Source organism: Pacificibacter maritimus, assembly GCF_003814915.1.
GTDB lineage: Bacteria > Pseudomonadota > Alphaproteobacteria > Rhodobacterales > Rhodobacteraceae > Celeribacter > Celeribacter maritimus.
The window spans coordinates 869,543-891,836 of record NZ_RKQK01000001.1 but is presented as its reverse complement, the minus strand read 5'-3'; the positions used below and the strand labels follow the sequence as shown (position 1 = coordinate 891,836).

16 protein-coding genes are annotated in these 22,294 nt (G+C 50.5%); 15 read left to right on the top strand and 1 reads right to left on the bottom strand.

The features are described from left to right. Positions 1-271 precede the first annotated feature (271 nt). The 13 genes from EDD53_RS04105 to EDD53_RS04045 all read left to right on the top strand — a co-directional run bounded on the left by EDD53_RS04105 (position 272) and on the right by EDD53_RS04045 (position 18,127). Entirely contained in the window at positions 272-1,555 is a 1,284-nt protein-coding gene (locus EDD53_RS04105; RefSeq protein ID WP_123791904.1) for an ABC transporter substrate-binding protein, read from the top strand. 231 nt (positions 1,556-1,786) lie between these two features. Then, entirely contained in the window at positions 1,787-2,788 is a 1,002-nt protein-coding gene (locus EDD53_RS04100; RefSeq protein ID WP_123791903.1) for a carbohydrate ABC transporter permease, read from the top strand. Positions 2,789-2,798: 10 nt separating this feature from the next. Then, positions 2,799-3,953 carry a carbohydrate ABC transporter permease gene (locus tag EDD53_RS04095; RefSeq protein ID WP_123791902.1) on the top strand — a complete coding sequence of 385 codons (1,155 nt, stop codon included), beginning with the start codon at positions 2,799-2,801 and terminating at the stop codon, positions 3,951-3,953. A 15-nt stretch (positions 3,954-3,968) separates the two neighbouring features. Further along, positions 3,969-5,615: an alpha-amylase family glycosyl hydrolase gene (locus EDD53_RS04090; RefSeq protein ID WP_123791901.1), complete on the top strand. Its 1,647-nt coding sequence runs from the start codon at positions 3,969-3,971 to the stop codon at positions 5,613-5,615. A gap of 16 nt (positions 5,616-5,631) precedes the next feature. After that, a complete protein-coding gene (locus EDD53_RS04085) occupies positions 5,632-6,717 on the top strand; it encodes an ABC transporter ATP-binding protein (RefSeq protein WP_123791900.1) in 1,086 nt (361 codons plus the stop codon). A 163-nt stretch (positions 6,718-6,880) separates the two neighbouring features. Next, positions 6,881-7,882, top strand: coding sequence for a TDT family transporter (locus EDD53_RS04080; protein ID WP_123791899.1), 1,002 nt, complete (start codon positions 6,881-6,883; stop codon positions 7,880-7,882). Between the two features lie 116 nt (positions 7,883-7,998). Continuing rightward, positions 7,999-9,450, top strand: coding sequence for an IMP dehydrogenase (gene guaB, locus EDD53_RS04075; RefSeq protein ID WP_123791898.1), 1,452 nt, complete (start codon positions 7,999-8,001; stop codon positions 9,448-9,450). A 66-nt stretch (positions 9,451-9,516) separates the two neighbouring features. Then, positions 9,517-10,722: an RsmB/NOP family class I SAM-dependent RNA methyltransferase gene (locus EDD53_RS04070; protein WP_123791897.1), complete on the top strand. Its 1,206-nt coding sequence runs from the start codon at positions 9,517-9,519 to the stop codon at positions 10,720-10,722. Between the two features lie 154 nt (positions 10,723-10,876). After that, positions 10,877-13,180 carry an ATP-binding protein gene (locus tag EDD53_RS04065; RefSeq protein WP_123791896.1) on the top strand — a complete coding sequence of 768 codons (2,304 nt, stop codon included), beginning with the start codon at positions 10,877-10,879 and terminating at the stop codon, positions 13,178-13,180. Positions 13,181-13,466: 286 nt separating this feature from the next. Beyond that, positions 13,467-14,546: a recombinase RecA gene (recA, locus tag EDD53_RS04060; protein ID WP_123791895.1), complete on the top strand. Its 1,080-nt coding sequence runs from the start codon at positions 13,467-13,469 to the stop codon at positions 14,544-14,546. Between the two features lie 159 nt (positions 14,547-14,705). Further along, positions 14,706-17,351: an alanine--tRNA ligase gene (gene alaS, locus EDD53_RS04055; protein WP_123791894.1), complete on the top strand. Its 2,646-nt coding sequence runs from the start codon at positions 14,706-14,708 to the stop codon at positions 17,349-17,351. 4 nt (positions 17,352-17,355) lie between these two features. Further along, the gene (locus EDD53_RS04050; RefSeq protein ID WP_123791893.1) at positions 17,356-17,643 is read left to right on the top strand and encodes a DUF1330 domain-containing protein; all 288 of its coding nucleotides are present in this window, start codon (positions 17,356-17,358) and stop codon (positions 17,641-17,643) included. A 100-nt stretch (positions 17,644-17,743) separates the two neighbouring features. Next, the gene (locus EDD53_RS04045; protein ID WP_123791892.1) at positions 17,744-18,127 is read left to right on the top strand and encodes a VOC family protein; all 384 of its coding nucleotides are present in this window, start codon (positions 17,744-17,746) and stop codon (positions 18,125-18,127) included. Positions 18,128-18,205: 78 nt separating this feature from the next. Here EDD53_RS04045 and typA read toward each other — a convergent pair whose 3' ends face one another. Next, entirely contained in the window at positions 18,206-20,023 is a 1,818-nt protein-coding gene (typA, locus tag EDD53_RS04040) for a translational GTPase TypA (RefSeq protein WP_123791891.1), read from the bottom strand. A 167-nt stretch (positions 20,024-20,190) separates the two neighbouring features. Between typA and EDD53_RS04035 the strand changes: the two genes are divergently transcribed. Both EDD53_RS04035 and EDD53_RS04030 read left to right on the top strand, forming a co-directional pair. Further along, positions 20,191-21,252, top strand: coding sequence for a YjgN family protein (locus EDD53_RS04035; RefSeq protein WP_123791890.1), 1,062 nt, complete (start codon positions 20,191-20,193; stop codon positions 21,250-21,252). Further along, on the top strand, positions 21,236-22,282 hold the full coding sequence (locus EDD53_RS04030; RefSeq protein ID WP_123791889.1) for a M48 family metallopeptidase: 1,047 nt from the start codon (positions 21,236-21,238) through the stop codon (positions 22,280-22,282). The genes EDD53_RS04035 and EDD53_RS04030 overlap by 17 nt, the downstream gene beginning before the upstream one ends. Positions 22,283-22,294: the final 12 nt, after the last annotated feature.

Below are 22,294 nucleotides of genomic sequence, written 5' to 3'. Positions count from 1 at the left end.
AACGTCTCTCCAAAACGCTGTGAGTGAAGCGCAGATTAACGGCTGTTTACATATGAAGTAAACCCCGTACGGTGGTGTCATAAGTTTAGCCGGCGCTGAATAATGTCATAAACTTAAGGGCAAAGTGCGTCTCAAATACAGTGTTTGCCTTGACATGGTTTTGAGTTTTGGTGCAGATTGAAACTACCAAAGCGCTTTGAGTTGTTTCAGCTCAAGCTGGCGAGTCGGTAATTATATGCCCGAAGAGGGTAGTGAAACTGGGAGGTTTTATATGAAAAAGTCACTTTGGACTGGTGCAGCTTTGGCTGCCATCGTCGCTGGTTCAGTATCCGCACAGGATCTGTCAGGCGAAACAATCACAGTATTCGGCACATGGCTCACACCTGAGTCAGACGTGATTGAATCTATTTTTGACGTCTTCGAAGAACAAACTGGAGCAACGGTAAAATACGTCGGTTCAGACAGCTTTGAGCAGCAGATCATCATTGATGCTGAAGCAGGTTCAGCTGCCAACATTTCTATTTTCCCTCAGCCTGGCCTTGCGGCCGACCTTGCATCACGCGGTTTCTTGACGCCGTTGAAAGAGGGTACAGCTGAGTGGGTTGCAGAAAACTATGCTGCTGGCCAGTCATGGGTTGATCTTGCAACCTTTGCCGACCAAGACGGCAACGAAAACCTGTACGGCATGTTCTTCCGAGTGGATCTGAAATCCCTCGTTTGGTACTCGCCTGAAAACTTCGAAGACGCAGGCTATGAAGTGCCAGAGACTATGGAAGATCTCAAAGCACTTAACGATCAAATCGTTGCAGATGGCGGCACACCTTGGTGTCTTGGTCTAGGATCAGGCGCGGCAACAGGTTGGCCTGCGACCGATTGGGTCGAAGATCTTTTGCTACGCACTCAAACGCCTGATGTCTACGACGGCTGGGTGAGCAACGAAATCAAATTCGACGATCCGCGCATTGTTGCAGCCATCGAAGAATTTGGCGCATTTGCTTTGAACGACGATTATGTTGCAGGCGGTGCGGGTGCTGTTGCATCCACCGATTTCCGTGACAGCCCTAAAGGTTTGTTCGCGTCACCACCTCAGTGCTACATGCACCGTCAGGCGTCTTTCATTCCAGCCTTCTTCCCTGAAGGCACACAGGTCGGCGAAGATGCAGATTTCTTCTACTTCCCATCCTACGCAGACAAAGAGCTGGGCAACCCAGTCTTGGGTGCGGGTACATTGCTTGCCATCACCAACCCGTCTGAAGGTGCACAAGCGCTTGTTGAATTCATGCGCGACCCTGCTGCACATGAAATCTGGATGGAAGCTGGCGGTTTCTTGACACCACACAAAGGCGTTGACACATCCAAGTTCTCTAGCGATTCAGAGCGCGCGATGAATGAAATTCTGTTGAATGCGACAACATTCCGCTTTGATGGTTCTGACTTGATGCCTGGTGGTGTTGGTGCGGGTTCATTCTGGACTGGTATGGTTGACTACGCTGGTGGCAAAGACGCTGGCGAAGTTGCAACTGGCATCCAATCTTCATGGGACTCTTTGAAGTAAGCTAAATCAATTGGGGCAATCCAGATTATCTGGGTTGCCCTGTTCTATTCTGTGGTCGGTGCATGTTTTGCCCATCACGACATTGCAGGTTTTCACAGTCCATTGTTGTATTTCGAAAAAAGCGAGACGGCCATGCGCCAGACTGCTTTTTTCGTGTTACAATCATCCGTGGTTGACCAAATTTAGATTGAAACGAAGCGTTGCACGAAGCCACGCTGTCGGGAGGGGATTATGCATCCAGCCATTCAAGGTCTTGTGACCATCATATTCGGAGTAGGGGGCTGTGTCGGCTATTTCTACTTTTCGAACATTGTTCTCGACAAGGTGCTGTTTCCAGCGCGCGGCGTGCACGCTGGGCGAAATATCAATCGTGCCAATTTGGTGCGCCCTTGGTTGTTTTTGTTTCCAGCACTTGCGGCTTTGTCTTTATACTTGGCCTATCCTGTGGTCGAAACGCTGCGTCTATCTTTGACAGACCGCAAACTTGATGGTGCCTTCGTAGGCTTTGCCAATTACAGTCAGATGTTTTCGGAAGAAAAATTCTGGGAAGCACTCAGCAACAACTTTTTGTGGCTCTTGGTCGTTCCCGCTATGTCGACGATCTTTGGACTTTTGGTTGCGCAGCTTACAGATCGGATCAAATGGGGCGCACTTGCTAAGTCTTTGATTTTTATGCCGATGGCGATTTCTATGGTCGGTGCCTCTGTGATCTGGAAACTGGTCTATGATGCGCGCCCAGAGGGGGCGGATCAGATCGGTATTTTGAATGCGGTCTATATTTTCTTTGGCGGCGATACGCCCCAAACTTGGTTGACTATGCCATTTTGGAACAACTTTTTCTTGATGGCGGTTTTGATCTGGATTCAGACGGGTTTCGCTATGGTGATCCTATCTGCCGCTTTGCGCGGAGTCCCCGAAGAAACAGTAGAAGCCGCGATCGTCGATGGGGCCAACCCGTTTCAGATTTTCTTCAAAATCAAGATGCCTCAGATCATGACAACTGTCGTTGTTGTTTGGACCACAATCACCATCACAGTGCTGAAAGTGTTTGATATCGTTTTTGCTATGACAAACGGGCAATGGGAAACGCAGGTCTTGGCCAATTACATGTATGATAAATTATTCCGCGCCTCAGATTGGGGTGTTGGATCGGCGGCTGCGATGATCATCATGCTGATGGTCTCACCGATCTTGGTTTGGAATGTGCGCAACGCGCGCAAAGAAATGCGATAGGGGCAGGCGAATGGATAATATTGCAGGTCAAAAGTCATCCCTCACATGGGCTGTCCATATTTCGGTCGTTGTTTTGGTGGTCTTATGGTTGTTGCCAACAGTCGGATTGCTGGTGTCGTCTTTTCGATCGGCGGATCAGATCGCCACGACTGGCTGGTGGAAATCCCTGTTCCCACAAGAGCAAAACTTGGTCATTCGAACTGAGCGTCCTGATGCGCAAGAGTTCATCGACGGCGTCTACGTGCTTGAAGGCAACCTGTTTGAATTGGGCGATGCGGCCGATGGCGTGGTTTCTGTTTGGGGTACATCATCGCGTGAAATTGATGCCTATTCAGCAGGCGAAACTGCGGATTTGGGCGATAAAGGTCTTTTGACCATCCAAGCGAACGGTGACTATCGCTTTGAAAATCAATCTGAATTTTCTGGATCACGTGGCCAGCGTGTCTTTATGACAGCCGTCAGCCCGCCCAGCTTTTCGCTGGATAACTACCGTAATGTTTTGTTCTCGAATTCTAGCTCATCTTCTATGGGCAAGGCTTTTATCAACACGCTGACAGTGTCGATCCCTGCAACGATCATTCCGATCCTGATCGCGGCTTTCGCGGCCTACGCTCTGGCTTGGATGGACTTTCCTGGGCGCGCACTTTTGGTGGCCTTCGTTGTTGGGCTTTTGGTTGTACCGTTGCAGCTGGCCCTGATCCCTTTGCTAAAGCTGCACTTAGGTGTTGGTATCGGCAAAGGCTATCTGGGGGTCTGGCTGGCGCATACGGGATTTGGCCTGCCTTTGGCGATCTATTTGCTGCGCAATTATATGGTCGGCCTGCCAAAGGACATTATCGAAAACGCCCGCGTGGATGGGGCAACTGAATTTCAAATTTTCGTAAAAATCATCCTGCCTTTGTCTTTCCCAGCACTCGCCTCTTTCGCGATTTTCCAGTTCCTTTGGACATGGAATGATCTCTTGGTGGCACTGGTGTTCTTGATCGACAGTTCAGGCGACACAACAGTCATGACACGCCAGATTATTGAGCTTTTGGGATCCAAAGGCGGTAACTGGGAAATTCTTGCGACAGCAGCCTTTATTTCAATAACGGTGCCGCTGATCGTGTTCTTCGCAATGCAAAAATACCTTGTGCGCGGCTTGCTGGCCGGCTCAGTTAAATAAGAGAAGTCTTTGAATATGAACGCTCCTACTCCTACAACATTCACCCGTGATCCTGATTGGTGGCGTGGTGCTGTGATCTACCAAATCTACCCGCGCTCGTTTCAAGACAGCACAGGGGACGGCATTGGCGATCTTGCAGGTATCGTGAAACGCTTGCCCTATATTGCCTCCCTTGGGGTCGATGCTATTTGGATTTCGCCTTTCTTCACATCGCCAATGAAAGACTTTGGCTATGATGTGTCTGACTACTGTGATGTCGATCCGATGTTTGGCGCGCTCAGCGATTTTGATGCAGTGATTGAAGCGGCTCATGCCAATGGCGTGAAAGTTCTGATCGATCTGGTGATGTCGCATACGTCTGACCAACACCCTTGGTTTGCTGAAAGCCGAGCGGCCACGCCAAATGATAAATCCAATTGGTATGTCTGGGCGGATGCAAAACCTGATGGCACACCGCCCAACAATTGGCTATCTATCTTTGGCGGACCAGCTTGGCACTGGGATGCAGGGCGTATGCAATATTACCTGCACAACTTCTTGACCTCACAGCCTGATCTCAACTTCCATGAACCTGCTGTGCAAACGGCAATGCTGGATGTGGCTAAGTTCTGGTTAGAGCGCGGTGTTGATGGTTTCCGTCTGGATACGATCAATTTCTACATGCATGACGAAGAGCTTCGCGATAACCCTGTTTTGCCTGTCGAAAAACGCAATTCAAACATCGCGCCCGCTGTGAACCCTTACAACTGGCAAGAGCACGTTTATTCGAAAAACCACCCCAAGAATGTGGAATTCTTACGCAAACTGCGCGCTGTCATGCAGCCCTATAACGCAGCAGCCGTGGGCGAAGTGGGCGATGCGCAACGTGGTTTGGAAATCCTTGGTCAATACACCAAGGGCGATGACTTGATGCATATGTGTTACGCTTTTGAATTGCTGTCTGGCGATAAACCGTCAGCCGATTACATCAAAGATGTCATGGATCACGTTGAAAAAGTCGCCAGCGAAGGCTGGGCTTGCTGGGCCTATTCCAACCATGATGTTGTGCGTCATCCGACCCGCTGGGGACTAAATGACGACGCGATGCGGTGCTTCACGACCTTGATGATGTGTCTCAAAGGGTCGGCTTGTATCTATCAAGGCGAAGAATTGGGGCTGCCCGAAGCCGATGTGGCCTTTGAGGATTTGCAAGACCCCTACGGCATCGAATTCTGGCCAGAATTCAAAGGCCGCGATGGCTGTCGCACGCCGATGGTTTGGGAAAAGACCAACCAGAATGGAGGCTTCTCTGATGCAGATAAACCTTGGTTGCCCGTAAGTTCTGAGCATTTGAAAACCACAGTGGCCGACTTGGAAGGCGATGACAGCGCAATTTTGGCGCATTACCGTCACGCCATTGCCCTGCGCCAAAATAACGCTGCTTTGAAATCAGGGGCTTCAACACCGTTGAGTGTCGATCAAAATTGTCTGGTGTTTACACGTTCAAACGCAGACAGTGAAATCTATTGTGCGTTCAACATGTCTGATGAAACAGCAACATTGACCGCGCCATCAGGCGATTGGACTGCCGTGGACACAGCTCTAAAAACGGTCGCAGTCGATGGTGGCACAGTGACTTTGGGCCCGTGGCAGGTATGCTTGCTGCAACGCGATTTGACATAAGAGGGATGGGATCAACATGGCTGAACTAAAACTGACAGGTGTCTCAAAAACCTATGGTGGTAAGGTTGAGGTGCTCAAAGACATCAATCTTGATATCAAAACTGGCGAATTGGTTGTTTTCGTTGGCCCTTCGGGCTGTGGCAAATCCACCCTGCTGCGTATGATTGCAGGGCTTGAAAAGATCACAGGCGGTCTGTTTGAAATTGATGGCGTGAAAATGAATGACGTGCCACCCGCGCAGCGCGGCATCGCGATGGTGTTTCAATCCTATGCGCTTTATCCGCATATGACCGTGCGCGACAACATGGCCTTTGCAATGAAAATCGCCAAGAAATCCCAAGCCGAAATCGACGCAGCTGTCTCAAATGCTGCGAAGATTTTGCAATTGGATGACTATCTTGATCGCCTGCCCAAAGCCCTGTCTGGCGGTCAACGTCAACGTGTTGCTATTGGCCGTGCGATTGTACGTGACCCCAAAGTCTATTTGTTCGATGAACCCCTGTCCAACTTGGATGCGGCTTTGCGTGTGGCAACACGTATCGAGATCGCGCAGCTTAAAGAAGCTATGCCAAACAGCACCATGGTCTATGTGACCCACGACCAAGTCGAGGCCATGACCTTGGCTGATCGCATTGTTGTTTTGGCCAACAAAGGCATCGCACAAGTGGGATCACCTTTGGATCTGTACGAGCGTCCAGACAATGAATTTGTCGCGCAATTTATCGGCTCACCATCGATGAACCTCATCCCTGGTGAAATCACGGGCACAGGTGCTCAGACCACGGTCACACTGGCGGGCGGCGGCATCGCTATTTCTGCCATTCCAACCGAAGCAGAAGACATGGGGCGTCAAGTCAATGTGGGTGCGCGCCCCGAAGATATGCATGTGGTCGAAGGCACGGGCATCGTCAACGGCACTGTGAAATTCACCGAAGCCTTGGGCGAAGTGACCCTAGTTTACTTTGAATCTGAGCGCGGCGAAGACCCTGTGATTGCCAAGTTGATCGGTATTCACAAAGGTCTGCGAGGCCAGCAGATCAGTCTGACAGCGGCGCCAGAAAAGGTGCACCTGTTTGCTGACGGCGTGAGCATGCGCAAATAAGTGCTTTCGTCTAAATCGGATGTGAAAGGGCCGCCTTCTGGGCGGCCTTTTTTATCTGCCTTGGGGTCTTTCACAGGGCCTTATCCCTGTGTTTGCGACAACACTGTGCTAGCGTTGAAACGGTGCGGGTGATAGCTATTGAGTGCGGCAAATAGGATCCCATATGACACGGCCAACAGCGCATAAACTGCCCCCCAAACCCATCAATACAGCGCCAAAAGGTTTTTGGCGCGCCACGCCCTTGGCAATTTTCCCACCAATTTTAGGACTGTTTGGTATTGGTTTGGCATGGCGCGCAGCAGCCATACAACTCGGCGCGCCCGTCTGGATCGGAGAAATGATCCTTGGGGGGGTGAGCTTGCTTTATATTTTTGCAGGCATTGCTTACAAAGCCAAAGTCCTGCGCCGTCCCACTGCCTTGCTGGATGACGCTAAAATTTTGCCAGGGCGGGCAGGGATGTCAGCTATGACGGCTGCGATGTTTTTATTTGCGGCTACTTTGGTGCCCTATTGGACATTGGGGGCTCAAATTGTTTTGGTCGGCGGGCTTTTGGGGCATGCGGGAGGGGCTGTGATTATCATACGCGCCTTGTTGCAAGGCCCGAGTGAGCAACGTCGCGTGACCCCTGTGTGGCACCTCAGTTTTGTTGGCTTCATCATTGCCCCTGTGGCTGCTGTGCCTTTGGGATGGTTGGGGTTGAGTGAGTTTATTTACGCGACAACCTTGCCGATTGCTGTGGCGATCTGGCTGATCTCGGCTTTGCAATTCATGCGTGCGGGCGTGCCTGCGCCTTTGCGCCCTTTGCTGGCAATTCATATGGCACCTGTCGCGCTGTTTGGAATTGTCAGCGTTTTGTTGGGGTATGAAGACGTCGGTGCCGCGTTTGGTTGGATCGGGCTGACGGGGTTGCTGATCTGCCTTTCGGGGCTGCGCTATTTGACCAAATCTGGGTTTTCGCCGCTTTGGGGCGCATTCACCTTTCCGCTGGCTGCATTTGCCAATTTGATGTTCATGGTCGCGCAAATTCAGCCTGTGCCGTTTCAATTTGTTGGAGGCATTGAATTGGTCTTGGCCACGCTTGTTGTCAGCTATATCGCCTTAAAAGTTATGCAGATGTGGATGAAGGGCAGCTTGGCAAAAATAACCAAGGCATCGGTTGTATAATAAACCTCGGGCTATGATCTGAGGTTTTTCTGATAGGAATTGCACTTTGCGCTTTCCCTTTTGCCCTATACGTGACAGATAAACGTGCCAAACCGTATCACCCATGGAGAGACCATATGGAGATTCGTGAGGCCCTCACTTTCGATGATGTTTTGCTTGTACCAGCTGCGTCCAGCGTTTTGCCGTCTACTGCTGACACATCGACTTATGTGACCAAATCGATCAAATTGAATATACCGCTTTTGTCGTCCGCAATGGACACAGTCACAGAATCTCGTATGGCAATCGCCATCGCGCAGATGGGTGGCATGGGTGTGATCCACAAGAACTTGAATGTTCTGGAACAATCCAATGAAGTGCGCCGCGTCAAACGCTTTGAAAGTGGGATTGTTTACAATCCGATCACTTTGACCGCGGATCAAACCATCAAAGACGCGCAGGAATTGACCGATCGTTACAAATTCACAGGCTTTCCTGTGGTGGATGCCTCTGGCCGCGTCGTTGGCATCGTGACCAACCGCGATATGCGTTTCGCCACATCGCCTGATATGCCTGTGTCTCAGGTGATGACCTCAAAAGATTTGGCGATTTTGCAAGAACCAGCCGACCGAGAAGAAGCGATTTCTTTGATGAAAGCGCGCCGTATCGAAAAGCTTTTGGTCACTGACAATGACGGCAAGCTCACAGGTCTTTTGACCTTGAAAGACACTGAAACGACGGTTTTGAACCCATCCGCTTGCAAAGACGATCTTGGTCGTTTGCGCGTTGCGGCTGCGACTTCTGTTGGCGATAGCGGTTTTGAACGCTCTGAAGCCTTGGTTGATGCAGGCGTGGATGTGATCGTGATCGATACAGCTCACGGCCATTCGCAAGGCGTTTTGGATGCGGTGGCCCGCGCCAAGAAAGCTTTTGGCGACAAAGTCCAAATCATCGCGGGAAACGTGGCAACTGCTGCTGCGACGAAAGCTTTGATCGACGCTGGCGCAGACGCTGTAAAAGTCGGCATCGGACCTGGTTCAATCTGCACAACGCGTATGGTTGCAGGTGTTGGGGTGCCCCAACTGACCGCGATCATGGATTGTGCGAAAGCTGCAGGCGATGTGCCGATTATTGCGGATGGTGGCATTAAATTCTCTGGTGATTTTGCCAAAGCCATCGCAGCTGGCGCGTCTTGTGCCATGGTCGGATCAATGATTGCGGGCACGGATGAAAGCCCTGGCGAAGTGATCTTGTACCAAGGGCGTTCTTTTAAAGCCTACCGTGGCATGGGCTCAATGGGCGCTATGGCACGCGGCTCTGCGGATCGCTATTTCCAAAAAGATGCTGCCTCTGACAAGCTTGTTCCCGAAGGCATTGAGGGCCAAGTGGCTTATAAAGGTGGTGCTGGTGCTGTGATTCACCAATTGGTTGGTGGCTTGCGCGCATCTATGGGCTACACGGGCTGCGCGACTGTTGCACAGATGCGCAAAGACTGTAGCTTTGTGAAAATCACAGGCGCGGGTTTGAAAGAAAGCCATGTCCACGATGTGCAAATCACGCGTGAAAGTCCCAACTACCGCGTGGGTTAAACGATTTTACCGCGGGGGCTTCGGCCCCCGTTTTTCATTCTACCTCTGACTTTAATGGATTTTGCTATGACCCCTGTTGCACGTGTTTCGGCTGCGATTGAAATTCTGGATGACGTCATGGCAGGCGAAAGTGCTGAACGCGTTTTGACGACTTGGGCCCGTGGCCACCGTTTTGCAGGGTCTAAAGATCGTGCAGCCATCCGCGATTACGTGTTTGATGCTCTGCGTTGCTTGCGGTCATATTCATGGTTGGGCGGAGCAGGGGGCGTAACAGGCTTTGGTGATGGTGATGAAACACCTCCCACTGGGCGTCAATTGATGATTGGGCTGTTGCGGGCGACCGATGTGCCTCTAGATACGATGTTTTGCGAGGCACGTTTCGCTCCCAGTCCTCTAAGTGACGCAGAACAGGCCTTGCCCGATCTGGGACAAGCTCCACGCGCTGTGCAGCTTGATTGCCCCAACTGGATATTGCCCCTCTATGATGCAGCACTTGGTGCGGATGCAGATGCAATTTTGGCCAGCACCCGTCATCGCGCGCCCGTGTTCTTGCGGGTCAATACAGGCAAGGCATCAGTCGCAGGGGCGCAAGATGCATTGCTTGCGGATGTCATTGAAACCACGCCACATGCACTCTCTGCCACAGCTTTGCAAGTGACCAAAGGCGGCCGTGCTGTCGCACGTTCGCAGGCATATCTTGACGGATTGGTCGAATTGCAAGATGCGGGGTCACAGGCTTTGGTTGATGCATTGCCTCTTGCTGCTGACATGCGCGTCTTGGATTATTGTGCGGGCGGTGGGGGCAAATCTTTGGCCATGGCTGCCAAGGCCGATATCACCATCACGGCACATGATATTGACCCTGCACGCATGCAAGACATTGCGCCGCGCGCTGATCGCGCAGGCGTGTCTATTCAAACCGCCACCACCAAAGATTTGGCCGCAGACTATGATTTGGTGCTCTGCGATGCGCCCTGTTCGGGGGCTGGATCTTGGGCGCGTGCGCCGCAAGCCAAATGGCAGTTAACGCCTGAGCGCTTGGCGACGCTCACTAAAATCCAAGCTAACATTCTGCAAGAGGCTGCACCTTTGGTCGCGAAAGGTGGCATTTTGGCCTATGCAACCTGTTCATTATTCGAAATTGAAAACACCGCCCAAATCAAGGCTTTCTTGTTGCAAAACAGCGACTTTACACTCTCAACCGAGCGTTTGATCACACCGCTTGAGGGCGGGGATGGTTTTTATGTCGCGGTTTTGATTAAAAATGCATGAAATTCCCAAAAGGTGAGTTAAGTTTTGCAATGCAACTTTACGGAGAGTTGACCTAACCCTATTATTTTCCCCAATGTATTAAAGTGCTGTAAACCAATTTATGTGCACTTTGAACCAAATCTAATTGGCGTATAGCAGGCGCTAAGGGGGATCGATGTCAGTCGGTGTATTAAAAGCTGGAAAATTCACAAAGCTTGCACAGCGTTTGTCGCCGAACCTTTTAAAAATAGGTCTGTCGGGCGTGTTGTTTTGTTTTGCATCCGTCATGTTTCCCCATCCGCAACTCGGCCTTATGGCACTTGGTTTTGGTGCTGTGATGCTTTGGGTGGCGTTGATCATCCTTTGTATCGAATGGCGTCACAAAGCACTGCGCAAACGGGTCTTCGCGTCAATTGCAGGATTTGTTGAACATGATGCGGTTCCTTCTTTTACAACGGATGCTGATGGAATTATCGGGTACGAAAATACGGCGGCCGTAAAGCGTTTCGATGGTCGTACTGGGCAAAGTCTACACACCGCCCTTGAAACCTTTTTTGCCGCTCCAAAAGCAATGCTCGCACGCATGCAATCTCGCGCCTTGGCGAAAGGGGCTGACAGTGAAGATGTGATCCTGCGACAAGGACATATGCGACTTTCTGTCAACCTTGTCGGTGAAGACGTGTTCCTGTGGCGGCTCGAAGATATTGCTGATCGCGGGACGGCGTCAGGCATTGCTGATATTGAAATACCCATGCTTACCCTGTCAAAAACGGGAACAACGCTCGCAGTAAACGATGCTTTGAAGCGCATTATTGGCCCGCGGGATGTGCAGTTGGATCGTATCGTTAATGATTTACCGCTTCGGTCAGGTGATGTGCATGTTTTGGCAGGGCTTGAGGGGCGTGTCTACGCGCGCACGGCTATTTTCGATACGGATGCGGGCCATCGCGAGGTCTATTTCATCCCTGAAACGGCGCCGAATGTGAATGACTGGGATGCTTTCGATGCCCTGCCTGTAGCATTGCTGCGCATTGGTTTGGACGGTAGTATTTTACAGTCTAATCGCCCCGCACGCGAAATTTTAGCCGTGACGCAGACCGAAGAGATGGGCCTTGGCGATGTTGTCGAAGGCTTGGGGCGCTCTGTTGTGGATTGGGTGTCTGATGTCGCCTTGGGACGAGCGCGAAAACCCGAATTTGTCCGTGCGTCTCATTCAAAGAATGACACATTTTTACAAGTTTCTTTGAACCGTATTGAGGGTAAAGACGCTGTCGAATTGATTGCTGTGCTCTCGGATGCGACAGAGTTGAAGTCTCTTGAAGCACAATTCGTGCAAAGCCAAAAAATGCAAGCGATTGGCCAGCTTGCGGGTGGGGTTGCCCATGATTTCAATAACTTACTGACAGCAATCTCGGGGCATTGTGATCTACTTCTTTTGCGTCATGACCGCGCTGATCCAGATTACGGCGATCTTGTTCAAATTCATCAAAACGCCAATCGTGCTGCCTCACTGGTCGGGCAATTGTTGGCCTTTTCTCGCAAGCAAACCTTAAAACCCGAAGTGATAGATCTGCGTGATACCCTTGCTGATCTCACCCATTTGCTAAACCGTCTCGTGGGGGAAAAGGTCACGCTTACATTGGCGCATGACATCGGTCTTTTGCCGATCCGTGTCGATAAGCGTCAGCTCGAACAAGTGATTATGAACTTAGTTGTAAACGCGCGTGATGCTATGGCCACGGGTGGTGAAGTTAAGATCGAAACCCGCAATGAAATCCTGACCACCCCTTATGTGCGCGATAGGGCTGCCGTGCCAGAAGGCGAATATGTGATGGTCAAAGTGACTGATCAAGGCGTTGGTATTCCGCCAGAGCGCTTACAAAAAATCTTTGAACCATTCTTTACCACCAAGCGCACAGGTGAGGGGACGGGTTTGGGGCTCTCCACGGTATACGGCATCATCAAACAAACGGGCGGGTTTATTTTTGTCGATTCTGTTGTGGGATCTGGCACCTCATTTTCAATCTATTTGCCTGCACATACTGCACAGGCGGAGGCAATCGTCGAAACTTTGCCACCTGTCATCGAAGCACAAGCTAGCCATAGCGAGCGTGGGTCAGGTGTGGTTCTGCTCGTCGAAGACGAAGCCCCTGTGCGTGCTTTCGCATCACGCGCCTTGCGCATGCGCGGCTACACGGTGCTTGAAGCAGATTGTGCTGAAGAAGCGCTTGAAACCCTCTCCGATCCAAATCTTCAGGTGGATCTGTTTGTCAGTGATGTCATTATGCCTGGCATGGATGGTCCGACTTGGGTCTCAGAGGCGCTTAAATTGCGTCCAAACGTCAAGGTGGTTTTCGTATCTGGATATGCCGAGGATCACTTTACGGAACAGCAGGCGCGCATTCCTAACTCTGTATTCTTGCCAAAACCGTTCTCGTTGTCAGAGCTGACAACCACCGTACAAGAACAATTGCATTAGAACTCTTATATTGGGCTGCGTGCCTGTATGTGAATTATGACGTATTATCAGTTACTTTTGATGCAGTTCTATTGAAAAGCATTAATTGAACCTGTCGCATGATCAGCTTTCAACCAAATATTAACCTTACCGAATAATCGTAAATTATCAAAAAAATCATTGATATGTTCTCCTTTTGGTCTCATATAGTTAACAAGAACAAGAGGCGAACACGAGCAATCCACTTGAACCATGTGCAGGCAGTCATTGCCGCGGGTTCTGGTGTGTGTGATAAGGAATTGAACAAATGGCGACGGCGGCAGAGATGACAAAAAAAGACAGCGACAAACAAAAGGCGCTTGATAGCGCGTTGGCCCAAATCGAACGCCAATTTGGCAAGGGCTCTATCATGAAAATGGGCGCGGACAATCCGCCCCAAGAAATCGAATCCACATCGACTGGATCTTTGGGGCTTGATATTGCCCTTGGCATTGGCGGGATTCCCAAGGGCCGCATTGTCGAAATCTACGGCCCTGAAAGCTCTGGTAAAACCACGCTGACACTGCACTGTGTGGCGGAAGAACAGAAAAAAGGCGGCGTATGTGCTTTTGTCGATGCTGAACATGCGCTTGATCCGATCTACGCCAAAAACCTGGGGGTCGATCTCGACGAATTGCTGATTTCGCAGCCTGACACGGGCGAGCAAGCACTTGAGATCGTAGACACTTTGGTGCGCTCTGGCGCCGTGTCCATGGTCGTGGTCGATTCTGTTGCTGCCTTGACGCCCAAGTCCGAACTTGAAGGTGACATGGGCGATAGTTCTGTTGGTGTGCAGGCGCGCTTGATGTCTCAAGCGATGCGCAAGCTGACTGGTTCAATTAATAAATCCAAATGTACCGTGATTTTCATCAACCAAATTCGGATGAAAATCGGTGTCATGTTTGGATCACCTGAGACGACATCAGGCGGCAATGCTTTGAAATTCTATTCATCTGTGCGTCTTGATATTCGCCGCATCGGGTCAATCAAGGACCGCGATGAGATCGTTGGGAATGAGACACGCGTAAAAGTTGTGAAAAACAAAGTGTCTCCGCCGTTTAAAGTGGTCGAATTTGACATCATGTATGGCAAAGGTATCTCCAAAACGGGTGAGCTTTTGGATCTTGGTGTCAAAGGTGGTGTCGTTGATAAGTCTGGGTCTTGGTATTCCTACGGTGATGACCGCATTGGGCAAGGTCGTGAGAACGCTAAGAAATTTTTACGTGATAACCCGCATATGGCACTGGAAATCGAAGATAAGATCCGTGCGTCGCATGGGTTGGAATTTGATATGGACGTGGCCGCAGGCAAGCTTGATGACAAATCAGACGTGCTTGACGACGAATAGATCATAAAATTCGCATTTTTAGGGGCCATGGCGGTAACGCTGTGGCCCTTATTCTTTGGGGTTTTACACCTCACAAGTCAGCTTGGCATGGACAGCCCTGTGTTGCTTGGGTAAACCCGTTGGAAACAATCGCAATTCAGTCTGCCGGAAGAGTCCCACATGCCAAGCGTCAACGACATTCGCTCCACCTTTTTGAATTACTTCGAGAAAAATGACCACACCGTTGTGGACAGTTCTCCTCTTGTGCCCCGCAATGATCCGACCTTGATGTTTACAAACTCAGGCATGGTTCAGTTTAAAAACTGTTTCACGGGATTAGAAAAACGCGATTATGTGCGCGCAACTTCGGCGCAAAAATGTGTGCGGGCGGGGGGAAAACATAATGACCTTGATAATGTGGGCTATACAGCGCGACACCACACGTTTTTCGAAATGCTCGGCAACTTTTCCTTTGGCGATTACTTCAAACACGAGGCGATCCCTTTCGCTTGGAACTTGATTACCAAAGAATTCGGTATCCCCGCCGAAAAACTGTCCGTGACTGTCTATCACACAGACGATGAAGCCTATGACATTTGGAAAAAACTCGGTGTGCCTGAAGAGCGCATCATCCGCATCGCCACATCCGATAACTTCTGGCAAATGGGCGATACGGGGCCATGTGGGCCTTGTACCGAGATCTTCTATGACCACGGTGACCATATCTGGGGCGGCCCTCCCGGCTCACCAGAAGAAGACGGTGACCGTTTCATTGAAATCTGGAACCTCGTTTTTATGCAAAACGAAAAGTTCGCAGATGGGTCAATGATCGACCTCGATATGCAATCCATTGACACTGGCATGGGGCTAGAGCGGATCGCGGCCTTGCTTCAGGGCAGTCATGATAACTACGATACAGACATGATGAAGGCGCTGATCGAAGCCTCAGCCCATGCCACATCAACCGATCCCTTTGGCGATCAAAACGTGCATCACCGCGTCATTGCGGACCACCTGCGCTCAACATCTTTCTTGATTGCTGATGGTGTGATGCCATCCAACGAGGGGCGTGGGTACGTTTTGCGCCGTATCATGCGCCGCGCCATGCGTCATGCGCATCTTTTGGGCGCAAAAGATCCTGTAATGCACCAGCTTGTTCCATCTTTGGTCAAACAGATGGGCGATGCCTATCCTGAATTGCGTTCTGGTCAGGCGATGATTGAAGAAACCCTAAAGCACGAAGAAACCCGTTTTAAAACCACGCTGGATCGCGGTTTGCGTTTGCTTGAAGATGAACTGGGTGGTTTGCCAGACGGCGCAAAACTGCCAGGTGAATCTGCGTTCAAACTCTATGATACTTACGGTTTCCCACTCGATTTGACGCAAGACGCTTTGCGGGAAAAAGGCCTTGAGGTCGATACAGACGGTTTTGATAGCGCAATGGCCGATCAAAAAGCCAAAGCGCGGGCTGCATGGTCTGGCTCTGGCGCCACGGCCGATGCGACGATTTGGTTTGAGATTGCAGAAGAACATGGTGTTACCGAATTCTTAGGCTACGACACCGAAGTTGCCGAAGGTCAGGTTTTGGCTTTGGTCCAAGATGGCGCCTGTGTGCAGTCGGTGGCGACGGGCGCTGATGTGTCAATCGTTGTGAACCAAACGCCTTTCTATGGTGAAAGCGGTGGTCAGGTTGGTGATAGCGGCACAATTCGCGTGGCTGGTGCCGTTGCCAAGGTCACGGACACCAAAAAAGTTGCGGGCGTTTTTATTCACATTGCGACCGTGATCGAAGGCACGCTTGAGACAGGCAAAGCCGCTGAATTGATCGTCGACGGTGCGCGCCGTGCGCATATCCGCGCCAATCACTCTGCGACACATTTGTTGCACGAAGCCTTACGTGTCACTTTGGGCGATCATGTTGCACAACGTGGGTCATTAAATGCACCTGATCGTTTGCGTTTTGACTTTTCACATAACAAAGGTCTCAGCGCTGAAGAATTGGCTAAGGTTCAAAGCGACGTAAATGGCTTTATTCGCCAAAACACAGCCGTTGAAACGCGCATTATGACACCTGACGATGCGCGCGCTATCGGCGCACAAGCACAGTTCGGCGAAAAATACGGCGACGAAGTGCGCGTGGTGTCCATGGGCATGGCCGAAACGGGCAAGGGCGTTGATGGCAAAACCTATTCGCTTGAACTGTGTGGCGGTATCCACGTCAAGCGCACAGGCGACATCGGCGCTTGTGTGATTTTAGGCGATCAAGCGTCATCTGCTGGGGTGCGCCGTGTGGAAGCTTTGACAGGGCAGGCGGCTTTGGATCATTTGGCGGCTGAGGCCGATCGCGGCACGCAAATTGCAGGTCTGTTGAAAACCCCAATCGCGGGTGTTGTGGACCGTGTGAAAGCGCTTTCTGAGGAACGCAAACGTCTTGAGCAAGAGGTCGCAAATCTGAAAAAAGAATTGGCGATGTCAGGTGATAGTGCTGCTGAAGTTGTTGAAATCAATGGCATTAAATTCGTTGCTCAAGTGCTCTCTGGTGTGAGTGGCAAAGATCTGCGTGGCTTGATTGACGCGCATAAAGACAACCTTGGGTCGGGTGCGGTTTTGTTGATTTCTGATGATGATGGTAAAGTGGCGATCGCCACGGGCGTCACCGATGACTTGACCGATCGTGTCTCAGCTGTTGATATCTTAAAAGCTGCTGTGACGCCCTTGGGCGGCAAGGGCGGCGGTGGTCGTCCAAGCATGGCGCAAGGCGGCGGAAAAGATATTTCAGGGGCTGACGATGCAATCGCAGCCGCAACACAGATTTTGGAAGGGTAGGAAAATGGGCGCACTTTGGATTGCCAATGTTACGGTCACGGATGAAGAGTCCTATGGGAAATATGCAGCCCTTGCAGGGCCTGCTATTGCGAAACATGGGGGCGAATTCGTGGCGCGTGGCGCACGTTATGTTCAACTCGAGGGGCGCGAACGCCCCCGCAATGTGGTCGCACGGTTCCCAAGCCTTGAGGTGGCTGTCGAATGCTATCATTCGCCTGAATATCAAGAGGCCTTGGATTTTGCGCGCAATGCATCCGAGCGCGAATTGATGGTTGTTGAAACAACCGACTAATCTTTAGCGCAGGCGGTAGATATACCGCCTGCGTTTTTGCTTTGCAGCCAGTACAATCCATGAAACTCTGCTGGGACAGTCCCAAAATACGGAGTGATCCATGGAATTAGGCACTTTTTCCGTCAGTTTAAGTGTAAAAGATCTTGGTAAGTCCAAGGCGTTTTACGAAACACTCGGCTTTACGCAATTTGGCGGCGAAGTCGATCATGGCTATGTCATCATGCAAAATGGCGCGCATTTGATCGGTCTGTTTCACAACATGTTTGAGGGCAATATGCTGACCTTCAATCCAGGTTGGGACCAATCCGCACAGGCTTTGGACAGCTTTGAAGACGTTCGCGATATAGAAGCAAAACTCAAAGAAGCTGGTGTTCAAATGACCACAGCCTGTGTCGCAGGACAGGCGCCCACGCATTGCATTTTTACCGATCCTGATGGCAACGTGATCATGCTGGATCAACATGTTCCACGACCAAAGGCATAGCTTTTGATGTGGATGACATAGGGGGCAACGCAAAAGGCCCGCTGTGTCCAGCGGGCCTTTGTATTTTATATCAGTGCTTTAGTTGCCTGATTTGCTGTGGCGCTTGCGCTCATGCGGGTCAAGGTAGCGCTTGCGCAGACGGATTGCGTTTGGTGTTACTTCCACCAATTCGTCGTCATCAATATAGGCAATCGCTTGTTCCAAAGTCAGAGTCACAGGCGTGGTCAAGCGCACGGCGTCATCCGTACCTGATGCGCGCACGTTGGTCAGCTGTTTGCCTTTCAGTGGATTCACTTCAAGATCGTTTTCACGTGTGTGCTGACCGATGATCATGCCTTGGTACACATCTTCTTGTGCACCAATAAAGAAGTGTCCGCGATCTTCGAGTTTCCACAAAGCGTAAGAAACGGCTTTACCTGCATCCATTGAGATCAAAACACCAGCGCGACGGCCAGGGATGTGACCTTTATGGGGGGCCCAATCGTGGAATACGCGGTTCAAAACGCCTGTACCACGTGTATCGGTCAAGAATTCGCCGTGGTAACCAATTAGGCCACGTGACGGAACATTCGCGATGATGCGTGTTTTGCCGTTTTGTTGTTTCATCTCTGCCAAGTCGCCTTTGCGCGCGCCTGTCAGTTTTTCGATAACAGCGCCAGAGTATTCGTCATCCACGTCGATGGTGACTTCCTCGATTGGCTCCATTTTAACGCCGTCGATTTCACGGATTAGAACTTTTGGACGCGAAATTGACAATTCAAAGCCTTCGCGACGCATGTTTTCGATCAAAACACCCATCTGAAGTTCGCCGCGACCCGCCACTTCGAAAGCTTCTCCGCCTTCAGTGTCCGTTACTTTGATCGCAACGTTGACTTCGGCTTCTTTCATCAAGCGATCACGGATGATACGTGATTGAACTTTCTTACCATCACGACCAGCCAAAGGACTATCGTTGATGCCGAAAGTCACTGTGATGGTTGGTGGATCGATTGGCTGTGCTTCCAAAGGTGTATCGATTTCCAAAGCACAAAGTGTGTCAGAAACAGTGGCTTTGGCCATACCTGCAACAGAAACGATGTCACCCGCGATTGCCTCGTCGATGTCTTGCATCGACAAACCGCGGAAGGCTTGGATTTTCTTAACTTGGAATTGCTCGATCTTTTGGCCATTGCGTGTCAGCGCTTGGATCGTTGCACCTGTTTTCAATGTACCTGTTTCCACACGACCTGTCAGCAAGCGGCCCAAGAATGGATCCGCGCCCAAGGTTGTTGCCAGCATCGTGAAAGGCTCGTTTTGCTTTTTCAATTGCTTAGGGGCAGGGACGTGGTTGATGACGAGGTCAAACAAAGCGGATAGATCTTTACGCGGACCATCAAGTTCATTGTCACACCAGCCAGAACGACCAGAAGCATACAAGTGCGGGAAATCAAGTTGGTCGTCATTTGCATCAAGACCTGCAAAGAGATCAAAACATTCATCCAAAGCGCGATCTGGTTCGGCATCTGGTTTGTCGACTTTATTCAGGACAACAATCGGGCGCAGACCAAGTGCCAGCGCTTTTGAGGTCACGAATTTGGTTTGTGGCATGGGGCCTTCAGCGGCATCCACAAGCAAGACAACACCGTCAACCATAGACAAAATGCGTTCAACTTCGCCGCCAAAGTCCGCGTGGCCTGGCGTGTCAACGATGTTGATGCGGTGGCCTTTCCATTCAACAGATGTCGCTTTGGCAAGGATGGTGATCCCGCGTTCGCGTTCTAGGTCGTTGCTGTCCATAGCGCGCTCTGTCGTCGCTTGGTTGGCACGATATGTACCTGACTGTTTGAGCAGCTCATCAACGAGTGTGGTTTTGCCGTGGTCAACGTGGGCAATAATAGCAATGTTGCGAAGATCCATGCTTGGTCTTTCTATAAATCCATAGGGTTGCGCGCGGCATAGCCTTAGATGGACCAAAAGACCAGCCTGAATTGATGTTTGAGCGAAATCAAACCGACTTTGTGTGATTGCAATTCAATGAAACTTACGCGAAGTTGCCTAAAAAATAGAACTAGGACATAGATTTCATGGATACGAGTGACACCTTTCAGGTACAGTTTAAAGGCGATGCCAAGACTTATTTCGGCATTTGGATTGTTAATCTGCTTTTGACCATGGTGACTTTGGGCATTTATTCTGCTTGGGCCAAAGTACGTCGCAAAAAGTATTTCGCGCAAAACACCACCATTGACGAGCGTCGTTTTGATTATCACGCGACTGGCAAACAGATTTTTATTGGGCGTTTGATCGTGGTTGGCGCCTATTTCGTGGCCAACATTTTGTTCGCGGTCGCGCCTATCGTGGGGGGCATCGTATTTTTGGTGTTTCTTGGACTGGTGCCATATCTGATTAACAGATCTTTGGCCTTTAACGCACGTATGACCAGTTTTTCAGGCGTGCGATTTGGGTTTAACGGATCATACTGGCGTGCTGTTTTAGTGTTTTTCGTCTATCCGTTTTTGGCGATCTTTACCCTATACCTTGCTCTTCCTTTCGTGTCGCGAGCAACACAAAAATATGTAATTTCGCGGCACAGGTTTGGCACATCACCATTCGCCTTTTCCAGCGCAATTGGGCCTTTTTACAAAGCGTTCTTATTTGCGATTGGCTGGATGTTCGGGATCATGTTGTTGGGGGCAATTGTCTTTGGTCTACCTGCTTTGATGATGGAATTCTTTGGTGCATCCTCCGCAGGGCAAGACCCAAGCCTTGAGGCCGTGATCGGATTTTTCATTGCCTATGGTGTGATTTTGGTCGCCATTCTACCTGCCGCATATATTTATCAAGCCTACCTGCGCAACGTGGTTTATGCGGGTACATCTTTAGAGGGTGGGCACAGATTTACATCTGTAGTCCGCCCCGCAAAACTGTTGTGGATCGCTTTATCAAATGCGGTTGTCACAGCCTGTAGCTGGGGGCTGATGCACCCTTGGGCCGCTGTGCGTATGGCTCGCTATTTGGCCGCTTCTTCATATGTGACAATCGAAGGATCAATTGACGGCATCATCGGTGAAGAGCAAGAAAAACTCTCAGCGCTCGGCGATGCTTTCACGGATTTCGAAGGGATAGACGTTGACTTCGCCATCTAAACTTTATGGTCAAAACAGTTTTGGGGAGGTGTGGGGCTATGCCTATGCCCCCCAAGTTTCGACACGTTTAAAAGCCCGTTTGTTGCGCGATGCCAAGGGGTTGCGATTGGTCACCGAAGCTGGCGAAGAGTTGCATGCAGGCGCACCATCATCACGCGAACGCATTTCTGGTGGCCCCTGTTTGATGCAATTTGATGATAAATGGACCTTTGACACTGATGATATTGACGGTGTCGAACTGCTGTTGGGGCCTGCAGATGATGGTTGGATTTCAGATCTTGAGCACTGGCATCCACGCCTTTTTGCCTTTGTCGCGCTGTGTCTTGTCGGGGCTGTTATCATTTGGAAATGGGGCTTGGATTTGCTGGTTGCTGGCGCGATTGCTTTGACGCCAACGGTTTTTGTGACCTCACTTGATTCAGGCAATTTAGCTGCAATGGATCGTATTTTGACCGATCCAACTGAATTGTCACAAGCCGATCAAACTATGGTTCGCAATATTTTTCAAAAGGTTACTGACCACGCGCCCCATGCGCCTTATGGCGAGTACCGATTGGAATTCCGCAAAGCGGATGCCATGGGCCCAAACGCTTTCGCATTGCCTGGCGGGACAGTTGTCGTCACGGATGCTTTGATCAAAGATTTTAACGACCCTGATATTATTGCTGGGATCATTGGACATGAGTTGGCGCATGTATCCGAACGCCACAGCCTGCAACAGCTTTATCGGTCTTTGTCTGCCTTTATGCTTATTTCTTTGATGGCAGGTGATGTTGGACCTGTGTTGGAAGATGTCTTGTTAGAAGGCAGCGCGATTGCCTCTTTGGCCTATTCGCGTGAACATGAGGCAGAAGCAGATGTCATTGGGGTGAAAACCTCACATGCGGCTGGATATGATGCCTCTGCTTTGGCGACATTCTTTGAAACGCTCAGTGCGGATTATGGAGAGGGTGGGCCTGAATGGATGTCGACGCATCCATCCCATGCAGATCGCGTTGAAACGATAAAATCCTTGTCGGCCGAGCAATAGCTTGGCCGCAAG

Bases quoted from the DNA above. Each gene is read 5' to 3' on its own strand.
- EDD53_RS04090 (WP_123791901.1), top strand. From the start codon at position 3,969: ATGAACGCTCCTACTCCTACAACATTCACCCGTGATCCTGATTGGTGG.
- guaB (WP_123791898.1), top strand. From the start codon at position 7,999: ATGGAGATTCGTGAGGCCCTCACTTTCGATGATGTTTTGCTTGTACCA.
- EDD53_RS04065 (WP_123791896.1), top strand. From the start codon at position 10,877: ATGTCAGTCGGTGTATTAAAAGCTGGAAAATTCACAAAGCTTGCACAG.
- EDD53_RS04095 (WP_123791902.1), top strand. From the start codon at position 2,799: ATGGATAATATTGCAGGTCAAAAGTCATCCCTCACATGGGCTGTCCAT.
- recA (WP_123791895.1), top strand. From the start codon at position 13,467: ATGGCGACGGCGGCAGAGATGACAAAAAAAGACAGCGACAAACAAAAG.
- typA (WP_123791891.1), bottom strand. From the start codon at position 20,023: ATGGATCTTCGCAACATTGCTATTATTGCCCACGTTGACCACGGCAAA.
- EDD53_RS04100 (WP_123791903.1), top strand. From the start codon at position 1,787: ATGCATCCAGCCATTCAAGGTCTTGTGACCATCATATTCGGAGTAGGG.
- EDD53_RS04035 (WP_123791890.1), top strand. From the start codon at position 20,191: ATGGATACGAGTGACACCTTTCAGGTACAGTTTAAAGGCGATGCCAAG.
- EDD53_RS04045 (WP_123791892.1), top strand. From the start codon at position 17,744: ATGGAATTAGGCACTTTTTCCGTCAGTTTAAGTGTAAAAGATCTTGGT.
- EDD53_RS04050 (WP_123791893.1), top strand. From the start codon at position 17,356: ATGGGCGCACTTTGGATTGCCAATGTTACGGTCACGGATGAAGAGTCC.
- EDD53_RS04105 (WP_123791904.1), top strand. From the start codon at position 272: ATGAAAAAGTCACTTTGGACTGGTGCAGCTTTGGCTGCCATCGTCGCT.
- EDD53_RS04070 (WP_123791897.1), top strand. From the start codon at position 9,517: ATGACCCCTGTTGCACGTGTTTCGGCTGCGATTGAAATTCTGGATGAC.
- EDD53_RS04085 (WP_123791900.1), top strand. From the start codon at position 5,632: ATGGCTGAACTAAAACTGACAGGTGTCTCAAAAACCTATGGTGGTAAG.
- EDD53_RS04080 (WP_123791899.1), top strand. From the start codon at position 6,881: ATGACACGGCCAACAGCGCATAAACTGCCCCCCAAACCCATCAATACA.
- alaS (WP_123791894.1), top strand. From the start codon at position 14,706: ATGCCAAGCGTCAACGACATTCGCTCCACCTTTTTGAATTACTTCGAG.